Below are 14,434 nucleotides of genomic sequence, written 5' to 3'. Positions count from 1 at the left end.
CGAATAAAAAACCAAAAGGATATCGACAAAGTGTTATCTAGTCGGCATCCCCTTTTCACTTTATGCAATTGTAGTGTATTGTTCAAATAGTTTCTCGCACAGGTACCTACTTCCCTAATCTGGACTAAAGTATGCAGAAGACCAGTAATGCGCCAATTATTTTAATGCACAAAAAAGCACAGCCTCTGTACAAATACCCTACACAAGTCCGCACTTCTATTTTCCAATATGTAAATCCAACATCATTTACCAACCATTCTATTTCCCTTCTTCTTCATCTAGGAAGAGGTACCTGTGCAAGGTGCAATTATGACAATTCGCGTCTTTGTATAAAAAACCAAAAGGATATCGACAAAGTATTATACAGTCGATATCCCCACATGTCATTATGCAATTGTAGTGTATTGTTTGAATAGTGTCTTGCACAGGTACCTAAAATTCAATCGGATAAATGGAATTTTTCACTGTAATTTTCCGATGTCTTCACCGAACTTCAATGTTAAACCTCCTCTTCAATGATCTTAAAAGTGCCCATAACCGCTCTTGCAAGAATCTCAATTCCAGTAAGTAGGCTATCTTGATTGAATTTCATTTTCGGATGATGAAGACCAGGCGATAAACCACATCCCAACCCTAACATTGTTGCTCTGACGGAAGGACGTTTTAAGGTGTAATAGTGAAAGTCTTCACCACCTGGGGTGATAATCGGTGGAACTAAAAAGTCTTTACCCACTGTATCAACAATAGCCTTCTCCATTATTTTAACCGCTGACTCATTGACTTCTGCGGCAGCTATTTCAGAAATTATGTTATAGGAAATTTCGACTTTTGTGAGTTCGGATATAGAACGAATTGTTCTATCTACTCGTTCAATTAATGTCTCCATTAGTTCATTCGTTTGAGCGCGCAAGTCAATGCTGAAAATTCCATTTCCAGGAATAATATTTCCAGATTCACCTCCAGATTGGAACATTGTTACCTTGGCAGAATGCGGAACCATTGGATCTAGGTGAATTGAGTGAATTGCCTGCACGAGAAGGGCCATTACCTCAATGGCATTTTGACCTTGGTTTGGCCTCGCACCATGTGCATCATCCCCTCTTATAGAGCCCTTTAACATTTTAGCGGAACCATGCATAATCGCCGGTGCTGAATAACCGTCGGCAATTTCCTGAATCGGTCGAAGGTGCACTCCGTATAAATAGTCAATATCATCCACAAGGCTTTTACTTATAAAGGATAGGGCTCCTTCTCCTTTCTCTTCCGCAGGTTGAAATAGGACCTTTATTTGTCCGATTTGCGGAATTCCTAGTTTTTTCAAGACTAGCAAAGCTCCAACAGCCATTGTCATATGTGCATCATGTCCACATGAGTGGTTGGCCTGATATTCTCCATCTACTTCTTGCCATAATGCATCAATATCCGTACGAAGCCCTATACATGGTTGTCCTGATCCGACTGTAACGACAAGACCTGTGGAATCCGTAAAGGTCTGAACTTCAAAACCTTCACTCTCCAATAAATCCTTTAAATATTGAGTAGTCCCCACCTCTTTCCAGCTGATTTCAGGATGATTATGTAGATGTTGAAACACCTCTTCTACAATGGGTTTCACTTCATGTAGTACTGCTTGCATAGAAACTCCACTCCTTCTCAAAGTAGGAAAACCATCCCTGCGGTTTTATCGAATGCTGAGATGGCTTCTTTTTGTTTTTGTTATTATTTGATCCTTTATGAAAATACTTTCTTAGAAACAATTTCTTTAATTCCAGTTGTATATTTTTCCATCAGAGCAATGTTCGGTTCAAAACCTATTCCCGGAGAATTTGGAAGTGTGATTATCCCCTTTTCCACCGTAACTTCTGGTGAAATAATATCTTCATTCCAATATCTTGACGATGCTGCAGTATCACCAGGTAAAGTAAAATTTGGCAAGCTGGTAATGGCAATATTATGAGCTCTTCCAATTCCAGACTCCAACATTCCTCCACACCAAACAGGAATTCCTTTACTTTCACAAAAGTCATGAATTTTTTTGGCTTCGGTTAATCCGCCAACCCTGCCGATTTTCAGATTAATAATTTTACAACTTCCTAGTTCAATAGCTTTTTTAGCGTCTTCTAATGAATGAATACTTTCATCTAAACAAATTGCTGAATTTATTTCTGATTGTAGTTTTGCATGATCAATAATGTCGTCATGAGCAAGTGGTTGTTCAATCATCGTCAAGTTAAGATTATCCATTTTCTTAAATAGCTCTATATCATCTAATGTGTAGGCAGAGTTGGCATCAGCCATCATTTCAATATCGGGAAATTTCCTTCTAACCCCTTCTAGTAATGTCAAGTCATTTCCAGGTTCGATTTTAAGTTTAATTCGTTTATATCCTTCATTTACATAGCCTTCAACTTCTTTTAATAGACTTTCCAATGATTCTTGAATGCCTATACTAACCCCTACTTCTATCTCACTTTTCGTGCCGCCGAGAGCTTCATGAAGGGAGATGTTTTTTTCTTTTGCGAATAAATCCCAATAAGCACCCTCTAGTGCGGCTTTTGCCATGTTATTTCTGCGGAAGGGCTTAAATAGTTCATTTAATTCGTCAGGATGTTGGATTTCATTATCCAATAATGTAGGAATTAAAATTTCCTCCAGTATGAGCTCTACAGTCCCGACTGTTTCTTCACCGTATAGAGGTTTTGCGGTCGCTACACATTCTCCATATCCAATATGATTATTACTATGTAGTTCAACAATCATGAAGTCTCTATCTTTTTGTACGCCAAAACTCGTTTGAAAAGGTGCTTTTAGTTCTAGATTCATTTTTCTCAATACAATTTTGTTGATTTCCATTACAAACACTCCCTTTAATTTTTAGTCATATAAATGGCAGGTCACTTGATGACCGGGTGACTGGATGCTGGCTTGCGGTATTTCTGTTCGGCATACATCCATTACATACGGACATCGAGTATGAAAGACACATCCGGATGGAGGATTAATTGGCGAAGGAACATCTCCCTTTAGAATAATTCGCTCTCTCTTCTTTTTAGGATCTGGAAGAGGAATTGACGAAAGTAATGCCTTTGTGTACGGATGTAAGGGGTGAGCAAACAATTCATCCGTAGGCGCTTTCTCAACGATATGCCCCAAATACATAACCCCAATTTCATCTGCAATATGACGAACAACGCTTAAATCATGTGAGATAAATAGATACGCCAAACTAAATTCTTGCTGTATTTCTTGGAGTAGATTAATGACTTGTGATTGGATGGAGACATCTAGTGCTGAAACAGGTTCATCGAGAACAACAATATTTGGATTTAAAGCTAATGCCCGCGCTAAGCCTATCCTCTGTCTTTGACCTCCTGAAAACTCGTGTGGGTATCTAAAATATTGATCTTCACGAATACCGGTTTTCTCCAATAGGCTCATGGCTCTTTCCATTCGATCGTGCTTCGTTCCTATGTTATGAAGACTCATCGGTTCTTCAATCACTTCGCCAATACGCTTTTTCGGATTTAAAGATGAATGTGGATCCTGAAAAACCATTTGTATTTCTTTTCTCACTTTTTTAAATTCCTTTTCCCTCAATCCAAAAATATCTCTTCCTTTGTAAATAGCAGACCCATCTGTTGGCTCTGTTAACCTCAACAAAGCTCTACCGGACGTACTCTTACCACAGCCAGATTCACCAACCAAGCCTAAAGTCTTCTTTTCGTATAAGTTGAAATTTAAATCTTCAATTGCTTTCACATGACCTATAGTACGACCGAATGGAGAATGTATTGGGAAGTATTTTTTAAGTCCGGTTACTTGGAGAAGAGGCTTTTTTTCCTCGTTGTAATCAGCTATCTTTTCCAACTGCTTCATACTGCATCTCCTCCATATTTCTGATTTTTTCATAATGCCAGCATCTTACTTTTTGACTTGTATGAACTGATTCTAAAGTTGGATCCTGGCTCAAACATTTTTCATCCGCAAATTCACACCGTGGAGCAAAACGACAACCTGAGGGGACATTGGTTAGTGACGGAACTGTTCCTGGAATCAAATGCAACTTTTGTGTTCTATCTCCATCAATCTTTGGAATAGATTTGATTAATCCTCTTGTGTATGGATGCAGCGGTTTGGCAAACAAAGTTTCGACATCTGCCTCTTCGATTATTTGTCCTAAATACATAACCACCACTCGAGTGCATACTTCTGCTACGACCCCTAAGTCATGGGTTATCATAAGTACACTCATTTTTGATTCTTCTTTTAAATCATTAATTAAATCTAAAATTTGAGCTTGAATTGTCACATCCAAAGCCGTTGTAGGTTCATCGGCTATTAACAGACGAGGTTTGCAGGATAGAGCCATAGCTATCATGACTCTTTGTCTCATTCCACCTGAAATTTCATGAGGATATTCATGAACTCTTTTTTCAGGAGACGGAATTCCTGTTAACCTTAGCATTTCAATAGACTTTTCCAGTGCTTCTTTCGGATTCAGTTTTTGGTGAATCATTATAGATTCCGAAATTTGATTACCAATTGTATAAACTGGATTTAGGGAAGTCATTGCGTCCTGGAAAATCATCGATATTTTATTTCCACGAATATTTCTCATTTTATATTCTGGAAGGGTTAATAAGTTTTCCCCATTAAAATTTATTTCTCCTTCATATTTCGTGGATTTCTCATTCAATAAACGCATAATCGACTCAGCAGTAACACTTTTTCCGCATCCAGATTCCCCAACTACACCTAGCGTTTCTCCTGGAGCAATTGTAAAAGAAATGCCATCGACCGCAGTAACAGGACCATTTTCTGTTGAAAAAGTGGTTTTAAGTGCATTAATTTTTAATAAATTTTGTTCCTGCATCCTTTTTCCTCCTCCCTTTTCATTTCTGCCGTTAGTAAATTAATAGGTTGTTACCTACTGTCCACCTTTTTACTTATTTGCTTTGTTTGAATGAGGGTCTAACAAGTCCCTTAAGCCATCGCCGAAAAGGTTTAGTCCTAAAACAGCCAATACAATAAAAGCCCCAGGAAATATTGTCATCCACCAAGCACTAAAGATCACTACTTTTCCATCGTATAAAATATTTCCCCAGCTTGGATCTGGCGCAGGGATTCCAGCCCCTAAAAAGCTGAGTGCCGCTTCCAAAATGATTGCAATCGCGAAAGTATAGGTGAGCTGAACGATAAGTGGTGATAAAATATTGGGTACAATATGACCCCATATAATTCTCCAAGAGTGTGCCCCCTGCGCCTTAATCGCTTCTATATAGGTCTGCTCTTTTATCACTAAGGCAGAAGAGCGTACGATTCGAGCCATGGTAGGAACTTTTGATATGGTCACAGCAATAACGACGTTTATTGGTTGAGGTCCCAGAACAGCCATAATAGCAACCGCCAATAAAATATCAGGAAACGCCATTAATGCATCACAAAGCCTCATTAGTAAGTGATCTAATACTGAATAATAAGCTGCATATAAACCAATAATCATTCCAATCACCGCTGTTAGAATTGCTACTGAGAAACCGACACCCATTGATATCTGGGCTCCTGAGGCTACTCTACTAAACAAGTCTCTTCCGAAATTATCTGTGCCGAACCAATGCTGGGCGTCCGGAGAGTTTAAGCGATTGAGCGGGTCAATTGCAAGTGGAGTAAATTGGCTAATCATAGGAGCGAAAAGTGCAAAAAGACTTAAAAATATAAGTACTATGCTACCGATAACCGCAGACCTATTTGACCAAAAACGCCTTAAAAACAATCTTCTTTGATCCGTTTTCAGTTTACTTTTCATACTATTCAATCCACCGATTCCAACTTCACTCTTCAATTTCGCCTCTGAAGTCATCAATCTCAACTCCTTTCTATTTGCGGTTTAAACGAACCCTTGGATCTACAAGTCCGTATAATAAATCAATTATTAAATTCAATATTAGATATGAAAATGCAATTATTAAAATGGTTCCTTGTATCACTGCATAATCTCTTCTGACAATCGCATTAATTACTAATTGTCCGATTCCGGGTAAGTTAAATACAGTTTCCGTGACTACTGCGCCTGTTATGAGAGCCCCAAAAGTATCCCCAAGGATGGTCAAAATAGGAATAAATGCATTTCTTAAGGCATGTTTGTAAACGACAACGTTATCTTTTAACCCCTTAGCTTTAGCAGTTTTTATGTAGTTCATATTCAAAATATCTATCATTGAGGATCTACTCATTCTTGAAATTACTGCAGCTTGAATTGCTCCAAGTGAGATAGCAGGTAAAATCATGAATTGCAAATGCTGCCATAACCCCGAACTAACTGGACTATAACCCGCAACCGGAAGCCACTGAAGATTAACACCGAAGACTAGCATTAGAAGTAAGGCTAGTAAAAAACTTGGAATAGAGAGACCTAACATAGCTATAATCATAAGCGATTGGTCGATGTGCGTTCCTCTTCTTTTAGCTGCAATAATCCCAATTGGGATTGCAATAATAATTGAAAAACTTTGAGCCAGCAATGCGAGCGATAACGTTGGTCCGATATGGCTAAGAAAAGCATCTAAGACTGGCATATTCATATAAATAGAGTTACCAAAATTGCCTTGGAATATATTGAAAAACCATTGAATGAATTGCTCATATATTGGAAGGTTTAGGCCTAGTTCTTCTCTGAGCGTTTGAACTTCTTCCGGCGAAGCCTCTTCCCCAAGGATTACTGAAGCGGGGTCTCCCGGTATTAAATGAATGATGAAGAAAACAATCACAGCCACAATCAATAACACTGGAATAATAGACAGTAATCTCTTCATAATATAAGCCTTCACTATATGAAACCTCCTTACCCTCGATATTGAGTCAAAAGTTATCAACCTTCCAAAAAGCAGAAGGTTGATATTGTTTCAGGAATCCCCTCCTCTTACTTCTTGAGGCTGACATTCCAGAAAATCGGGCCTAGCATTTGGTTATATCCTTCAAGTTTTTCTGAGTATCCCGAGACACGTGAATTATGTCCAACATTAATGATAGGAAGGTCTTCCCACATTACTTGCTGTAGTTCAGCAGTTAAAGCCTTAGATTTATCAGAGTTTTCTTCCGCGTTAATTTGATCTAATAGACTGTCAATCTCTGCATTGTCTGTCCAACCGGGCCAAGCCGTTTGGGAATCCAAAAATACGTACTGGTTTGGTGTTGATACCGTTGAGAATCCTGTAAAGAAAATATCGTATGAATCTGGATCATTACGACGTTCTAATAGAGTTGGCCAGTCGTAAACGTCTAATTTCGTTTTCATTCCTAGTTGTTCTAATTGTTGTTGTGTTGCGATCGCAGCATTGTAATGATGTTCATAGTCGCGGCTAGTAAGGATTACAATTTCTTCACCCTTGTAACCTGCTTCTTTTAATAATTCCTTGGCTTTTTCTAAATCCTTTTGATTATAAAGGTCCTTTCCAGCGTCTGAGTACCAAGCAGTCTGACTTGGCAAGAATAAACTGTTTTCCAAATCATAATACTCTTGACTAGTAAATGCAGAGCTCATGATTACTTCCATATCTAACGCATAATTGACAGCTTGGCGAAGTTTCACATCCGTAAATGCGCCGGCTTTTTTGTTGAATACTAAGCCTTCTATGCCATAAGGCCAAACGTCTACGACACTTCCTGATGAGTTTTCAAGTTGTGGGATTGAATCGTAAGAAAGCATATGAGCAAATTGATATTGTCCGCTCATTAAACCATTTACCCTTGTTGAAGCATCCGGGACAAAATTCCAATCGATTGCATCGACTAAAGCTTCTTTTTTACCGCCTAAGCCATTTGCAGGCTCGGAATCTGGTTGGTATCCTTCAAATCTTTTAAAGTGAATAACATCATCCTTTTTCCAATCGACAAACTCGAAAGGACCTGTTCCAATAAACTCTTCTGCTCCTGTTGCCCCCGCGGAGCTAACTACATCTTTGGGCATGATAGCAGCAATGTTTCCTTGGTCAGCTAAGTAATTCATAACAAGAGCAGAAGGTTCTGTTAAATTTAATTCAACAGTAGATTCATCTACCACAGCCCATGTATGTTCGCCTAACTCTCCTTTATTAGCTCCCCATTTTTCCATTGATGCGACTACATCTTCCACAGTCATATCATTACCGTTATGAAATTTAATACCGTCTCTTAATTTAAAAGTAACAGTTTTTTTATCATCGCTTATTTTATACGACTCTGCTAATTGAGGCATTACTTCATATTTGCTATCCAGTGTTACAAGAGCTTCATAAATTAATTTTGCAGCATCACGTGTTGCCTCAGCGGTAGTTCCATGGGGATCAAGTGTCTGTGGTTGAGTAGGATAAGCAATTTTTATTGTACCTCCACTGAATTTGCCTGTATTAGTTTCTGCACTCCCATCATTACTTGAAGTTTTATTTTCCGAACTACAACCCATAATCAACAACGTAAATGCAAGCATAAAAACTGTTAAAAAAACGGTATTCTTCTTAAAATACATCATTATTGCCTCCCTTTTCCGAAACTATTCAATAATTGAGATAATCGTCGTTAAACTCCTTGATTTTTCAAAGAGTTTTGACTTGTTAATAATTATAATGAAGGATATGATTTATTGCAAGACAAAATATTTTTAATACTTCAAAAAGGAAAGCGAGAGAGTAATTATGTCTTCAGACTATGAAATACAAACTAAAAATCAATTTCCCTATTTGACAAAAGGATTAAAAAAGGTTGGCGATTTATTACTCAGTAATCCCTCCATTTTTGCTACCAATTCTTCAAAGCATATTGGAGAAATGATTGGGGTCAGCGAAACGATGGTAATCAGATTTTGTAAATCTATTGGCTATGAGGGCTTTTACATGCTTCAAAAAGATGTAATAAATCACCTTTTGGTTAAATCTAAAAGTCATTATGATAGTTTGCACGAAGTAAATAACCATAATATAAATTATTTTGGAGAACATATAAAAAAAGATATTGCCCTACTTAATACAAATAGAAGTAGTTTAGATTTTGAAAAACTTGAATCTATTGTGGAAGTAATTCTTAATAGTAAACGCATTGTTATATCAGGTTACTACCAATCTTTTGCATTCGCGCATTGGTTATTTTTTAATTTGAATTACACATTAGGAAATGCATCACTTTACCGTCCCGAAACAGATGCGTTAGTCTTTGATTTTCTTCCTAGAAAGTCATGTGTTATTGTCTTTTCTTTTTCTCGGTATGCACTTGATACCATTCGATTTGCTGAGGATGCAAAGAATAAAGGACTTGAAGTGATAGCTTTTACCGATTCTAGATTAGCGCCAATAGTGGACCATTCGGATATAGTGGTTTTGGTAGATGTTGGCGACAACTCTATATTTGAGAAAGGACCGGTTACATTATCTATAATTAATTCCATTCTTAGCGAAGTGATGAAGCGTGCTGATAAACAAGTAGCGGAAACAGATAAATTTAAATACTTTATAAATGAAAATAATTTCACTGAGCTTTAAAAAGACATCATTCAAAGTAAAGGTTTGTCAAATTAAATTTCCCATTTTGACGGAATAATATTTCTGCTAATATATAAAAAAACTATTAGATAAACGAGGAATTTTTTCGCACATCTAATAGTTTTTCACTTTGGACAGGAATAAAATAGAACAGGAAAAATCGCTTCCTTAGAGGGATTAATTTTAGATAGAATCAATTAATTGTGCAAGTTCTACATAAATCTTATCGACTATATAAGCAGTCTTTTCTTTTCTATGTTTATAAAAAAGCTAACTGTGTCTGAACCACTCGATACCTTTCTTCATTTTTCATTTCCAAACAAAGCGCTCAGTTAACTCTATGTCAATCGTAAATAGAATAAGCTCAATCTATTTAAGTTGAAATGCCGGCAAAGTATTTTTAATGCACAAAAAAGCGCAGGACTCTGTACATATACGTTGTACTAGTCTGCACTTCTATTTCCCAATATGTAATTCCATCATAATTTACCAACCATTCTATTTCCGCTTCTTCTTCCTCTTGGTCTTCCGGTCCTTCGGGTCCATATACGCATAAAATAAAAGTTTATCTGGAATATCAAAAGTCTCTTTGGCTATATCCATATTTGTGTAGGTTATACCTTCCCTAATTTCAACGCCTATGTATCTCGGATCAACGACTGTCACTGCCCCATAATCACGTATCGCTAGGTTGTACGCGAGCCGCCTTGTATGTTCATTTTCATTCAATACAATATGCATAACCAAATCCCCGATTTCTTCATCCACTTTAATAATCTGCCTCCCTTCCATAGTCGCATATATTACCAACATTCTAGTCCAATTATACCCCTAACCTACATAAGAATGAAATAGAAAATTTCATATTTTCAATAAAACCTTCCAATGGCAGCCGCCTAATAATATATATTTTCAAAGACTTCAGCTGTTAATCTTTTACCTAGCAAATTCAGCTTTTAACGATTTGACAAAAAAGCACCTTCATGAAAGCCCATAAAACACTGTATCTATAACGTTTACACTTCCTATCATTACCTTAAAACGCTCATTAAAAACGCCAATAAACATGATTAAATCATGTTTTCAACACACTCGCAAAATTCAATTTTGGCTAGATATTTTTGAATTAAACCGATTCGACTAGGTACAGTTAATATTCTACGATTATCTCACCCGGGAATAAACAGTATCGTGCACGGTCGAAAGGGCCGTATTTTGGAAAACTTTGAAGAGGTATTAACGCAATATGAACCGATGATTTCTGCAGCTTTGAGACAGCTCAATATTTACCGTGATCATGACAGTTTTCGGCAAGCTGGTCGCGTTGCTTTATGGCAAGCTTGGACTCGTTATGAAGAAGGAAGAGGACATTTTGCGCCGTTTGCTTCTATTAGTATTCGAGGCGCTATGCTTGATATCATAAAGAGAGAAGTTCGATTTGAAGAAAATGTCATGCAAACCGAAGAGAAGTATTTGAACGACGTCGAAAGTCCAGCGACCATTCAATGGTCGGATCGACTTAGCCAGGCATTCAAAATATTGAATGATGCTGAACGAGAATTTATCCATTGGTATTTCGTCGAGGGGCTATCGCAGGCTGAGTGTGCTGAAAAAGCAGGCGTTTCCGTTGCGGGCATCAAAAAAAGGCGGCACCGAATGTTTGTGAAATTGAAAGGAGCATTGCAAGATAATACTACTAAGGAAATTCTTTCTGTATAAAGAATCTCGAGCACCTAAAATTAAAAGAAAAGTCGACTAAATATTCTAGTCGACTTTCTTCTTTAGTAGTGTTTTGTCTGGATACTTTCATGCCGATTGGTACCTTACTTATAGTACTCCCCTAGTATCTCGTTCATTTCACGAACCTGTTTCGATAAGCCTTCTGTACCTCGCCCCAACAAATCATAAAATATTTTTCTTGCTTCAAAATCATATTGTGATGGGGACATCGTATAAAGAGAACCCAAAAGGTCCTCCATTTCAGATATAGTTGTTAATACATTCTTTTTCAGTGCATGCGTGTCCTCGTATTTTACATCTGTTTTAATAACGACATCTTTCACTTCTTTTAATCGGCTTTTTAGTTTTAAATTTACCTCATAACCGTCTTCAACAAAGTATATGCCAATATCATTTTCACGTTCTATTAAAGTATCAAAATAGTCACCTGAATCTCTTAAGATGGGGAAGAAATCTTCATCTAATAACTCTCTGAAAGCAAAAAAGTCTTCTGCTTTTTTGTTAGTATCATTAATCCAAATTACTAAACCCGCTATTAACATAACAACAACTGATGAAATCGCTATAATGATTTTCTTTTTCATTTCAATTCAATCTCCTTAATGATTAGCTTTCGAATTATCAATTCAAATTTCACTCAATAAATTCTGCTTCCACAAGCGGGAGTGTTATTTGGTACCCTGCTTGAGATTCATAAGTGTGCGATCCTTTAACCGGTCCATAAACCGTAACTATATCTTCTTTAACAAATGGCGTTGTTCCTGTGTAAGTAACATACACAACATCATTAGAACTATAACCGTACGATTTTTTTGTGACGCCGAGCCTTATAACGGTAGAGGTTTCATCCTCCATAATTTGCAACACTTCGCCGCGATACTTAATAAATTCACCGTAATGTTTGTCAGGATTCTTTTCCAGTTCAGCAAAACGGACGTCCTTTGCATTTGCTTTCTTGTGTGCAATCTGTTCTTGTTGTTGTTTTTTTAAGTCATTATACGAAATGGAATTTGTAATATCCAAATATTCTTGACCAAGAATAATTGAGTATTTGTTACCTCCGCCTCCCAAGGTCTTTTCACTCTTCTCAAGAATATTTGCTTTAAATCTACTTTCAACATCCTCTATGCTTTCCAGCACTTCATATAATTCCCCATTAACCAAAGAATCGACTTCAAAAGATAGCCATACACCATATTTCCCATTAATCAGGGGGGTATCTTCATCTAAACCAACATAATGAAGGTTAATCTTTCCTTCATGTACTTTCATTTCTTCACGTTCCCAAGAAAGATCATTTACAATTGGGTCATCAAAATCCTTTATGCCTTCTTCGCTTTCAAACATTTTGGTAAATCCAATATCAACTTTTGTACCGTCTGGTATGTTGGTGGATAACTCAATATCTATTGAATTATCATCCTTGTTGTATGTAAAATCTGACACTTCATGTTTGAACTCATCGAAGTCAATAACTATTTTTGATTGTTCCTCTACTTCTTGCTCTTGTACTAAATTTGGGGAAGACTCTACATTTCGATCAATTACCACACATATAATCAACACCGCTAATGGTGCTATTGACCATAAAATCCCCTTCTTCGCCCAACTTTTCCGAAGAATTAAACCTATAATTGATATAACTAATAAAATAATAATGATAAGTAAACTGCCAAGTCCAAACAATGGTATTAGAATATCCATTTTTAACTTCCACCTTTTCGTATGTTTATTGTCCAATAGTCTCTCGTATCGGTAAAACTAATTTTTGTTAAAATTATATGTATAAGTCGGTGCTAAAACATGCTTTGTGTCCTTTGGCATATTTTTTCATAATGCGTATCCTCTTCTACAATTTCTGGATTTGTAATAAATGCCTCTTCATTTTCGCCAAAAATTTCTTTCCGTAGAATTGGAAGTAATAGTGTCTTTACCTCTTGTCTCGTCTTTCTGACAGCCTACGATGAGTGCTGAAAGGATTAAGACCAAAAATGTTAATGCAACTATACTCATGATGAATTCCTCCTATTTTTAATCTATGTAATTATACAATATACCTATAATAGTTACTAGATGAAATAAAAGGTAAAACCTTTTCTCTCTATGCAGCTTATCTCAATAGAGTAGATTTCATTATCTCCAACACTGTTGTCGCAATCGTTTTAAAACCTGGCATCTAACATCCAACCACAAATAGGCGGGGCCCTGTTGAACAAAGATATTATTATTAACTCAGATGATGTATTACTAAAACTTGGTATAATGGAGCTACCCACCAATTGCGTAGTAGTTATTTTGAAGGGGTAAGCACAAATGAGGGAGAGTATCGAATTGTTACGCATCAAAGAAAACTCAAGCAAATGCGTAGAGATAAAAGGGGAGAGTTTTGACTTGAAGGAAATTCTAACAAACTTGGCACTTTTTTTGTATTATTGTTCGCTATACTATTTAAGTATTTTAGCTCTATTACCAATTAACATTAAGAATAAATTCATTTATGTGTTCGTTTTGTTGATCCTTCTATTATTCGGTTTTTTATTTTTCTTACCTAGAAATTATCTTGTTAAATTTACCAAAGTTATCGATAATATCGCACAAAGAATTATTTATGTGCATTTAAGAATTTTTTTATCGGCTTTTATTATAACAATCATGGGAGTTATAATATTGCTCATCTTATCTTTTATGATTAAGATGAATACGTTAAATACAGTGGGAATTATAATGACTTTACCTAATTTTGTATTAAGTCAACCGGCAGCCTTAGCTCTAATGCTTATACTCGTATTTATATTTATTGAATACTTTTGTTATAAGAGGTTGATTAAAGCCAAAGTGGTTCAAAAACTTTTTTCGGTATTTGACTCTAAAGTATACGGAGAGTATCACATGTCCAAAAACTTGAAATCTGACTTTACAGTAACGATTACTCTTATGGGTTTTTTGCCCATTTTAATTGATAGCGTTTTTTCGGAATATGGATTTGCGGAAGATCTAAAGTATATAACTTTTGTCTATTTCTTTTGCGGTGTAGTACCTTACATCCATTTAATATATGAAAATCCAGAATAAATCCCCTGGCCAATCAGAGGACAATAAATGACACAGGATTATACTGTGTCATTTATTGTCCTCTCTTTTAATTCAGAAAAAGTAGGCAGAGATTATGAGGTCGTTAAAAAGTG

The 14,434-nt window shown here is 36.5% G+C and carries 13 protein-coding genes; 3 read left to right on the top strand and 10 right to left on the bottom strand.

Annotation, left to right across the window (positions count from 1 at the left end; translation table 11 throughout):
* Positions 1–499: 499 nt before the first annotated feature.
* The 7 genes from JSQ81_RS16055 to JSQ81_RS16025 all read right to left on the bottom strand — a co-directional run bounded on the left by JSQ81_RS16055 (position 500) and on the right by JSQ81_RS16025 (position 8,503).
* Complete coding sequence (locus JSQ81_RS16055; RefSeq protein WP_212605015.1) at positions 500–1,636, bottom strand: M20 peptidase aminoacylase family protein; 1,137 nt, start codon at positions 1,634–1,636, stop codon at positions 500–502.
* A gap of 95 nt (positions 1,637–1,731) precedes the next feature.
* Entirely contained in the window at positions 1,732–2,853 is a 1,122-nt protein-coding gene (gene menC, locus JSQ81_RS16050) for an o-succinylbenzoate synthase (protein WP_212605014.1), read from the bottom strand.
* A gap of 21 nt (positions 2,854–2,874) precedes the next feature.
* Positions 2,875–3,876: an ABC transporter ATP-binding protein gene (locus JSQ81_RS16045; protein ID WP_305849466.1), complete on the bottom strand. Its 1,002-nt coding sequence runs from the start codon at positions 3,874–3,876 to the stop codon at positions 2,875–2,877.
* Complete coding sequence (locus JSQ81_RS16040) at positions 3,851–4,873, bottom strand: ABC transporter ATP-binding protein (protein WP_212605013.1); 1,023 nt, start codon at positions 4,871–4,873, stop codon at positions 3,851–3,853. Before JSQ81_RS16040 ends, JSQ81_RS16045 begins: the two co-directional genes overlap by 26 nt.
* Positions 4,874–4,942: 69 nt before the next feature.
* Complete coding sequence (locus JSQ81_RS16035; protein ID WP_212605012.1) at positions 4,943–5,860, bottom strand: ABC transporter permease; 918 nt, start codon at positions 5,858–5,860, stop codon at positions 4,943–4,945.
* A gap of 16 nt (positions 5,861–5,876) precedes the next feature.
* The gene (locus JSQ81_RS16030; RefSeq protein WP_212605011.1) at positions 5,877–6,827 is read right to left on the bottom strand and encodes an ABC transporter permease; all 951 of its coding nucleotides are present in this window, start codon (positions 6,825–6,827) and stop codon (positions 5,877–5,879) included.
* Between the two features lie 92 nt (positions 6,828–6,919).
* Entirely contained in the window at positions 6,920–8,503 is a 1,584-nt protein-coding gene (locus tag JSQ81_RS16025) for an ABC transporter substrate-binding protein (protein WP_212605010.1), read from the bottom strand.
* Positions 8,504–8,669: 166 nt separating this feature from the next.
* Between JSQ81_RS16025 and JSQ81_RS16020 the strand changes: the two genes are divergently transcribed.
* The gene (locus JSQ81_RS16020; RefSeq protein ID WP_212605009.1) at positions 8,670–9,509 is read left to right on the top strand and encodes a MurR/RpiR family transcriptional regulator; all 840 of its coding nucleotides are present in this window, start codon (positions 8,670–8,672) and stop codon (positions 9,507–9,509) included.
* Between the two features lie 498 nt (positions 9,510–10,007).
* Here JSQ81_RS16020 and JSQ81_RS16015 read toward each other — a convergent pair whose 3' ends face one another.
* Positions 10,008–10,322 carry a hypothetical protein gene (locus tag JSQ81_RS16015; RefSeq protein ID WP_212605008.1) on the bottom strand — a complete coding sequence of 105 codons (315 nt, stop codon included), beginning with the start codon at positions 10,320–10,322 and terminating at the stop codon, positions 10,008–10,010.
* Between the two features lie 378 nt (positions 10,323–10,700).
* Here JSQ81_RS16015 and JSQ81_RS16010 point away from each other — a divergent pair, with 378 nt between their 5' ends.
* Positions 10,701–11,228, top strand: coding sequence for a sigma-70 family RNA polymerase sigma factor (locus JSQ81_RS16010; protein ID WP_212605007.1), 528 nt, complete (start codon positions 10,701–10,703; stop codon positions 11,226–11,228).
* 104 nt (positions 11,229–11,332) lie between these two features.
* Here JSQ81_RS16010 and JSQ81_RS16005 read toward each other — a convergent pair whose 3' ends face one another.
* Together JSQ81_RS16005 and JSQ81_RS16000 are read right to left on the bottom strand one after the other, a co-directional pair.
* Positions 11,333–11,833, bottom strand: coding sequence for a hypothetical protein (locus JSQ81_RS16005; protein ID WP_212605006.1), 501 nt, complete (start codon positions 11,831–11,833; stop codon positions 11,333–11,335).
* A gap of 49 nt (positions 11,834–11,882) precedes the next feature.
* Positions 11,883–12,953 carry a hypothetical protein gene (locus tag JSQ81_RS16000; RefSeq protein WP_212605005.1) on the bottom strand — a complete coding sequence of 357 codons (1,071 nt, stop codon included), beginning with the start codon at positions 12,951–12,953 and terminating at the stop codon, positions 11,883–11,885.
* A 609-nt stretch (positions 12,954–13,562) separates the two neighbouring features.
* Between JSQ81_RS16000 and JSQ81_RS15995 the strand changes: the two genes are divergently transcribed.
* Positions 13,563–14,321, top strand: a complete 759-nt coding sequence (locus JSQ81_RS15995; protein ID WP_212605004.1) for a hypothetical protein — start codon at positions 13,563–13,565, stop codon at positions 14,319–14,321.
* Positions 14,322–14,434: the final 113 nt, after the last annotated feature.

Source organism: Sporosarcina sp. Marseille-Q4063, from assembly GCF_018309085.1.
In the GTDB taxonomy this organism is placed as follows: domain Bacteria; phylum Bacillota; class Bacilli; order Bacillales_A; family Planococcaceae; genus Sporosarcina.
The sequence above is the reverse complement of the archived record's forward strand: the minus strand, read 5'-3'. Positions and strand labels throughout refer to the sequence as shown.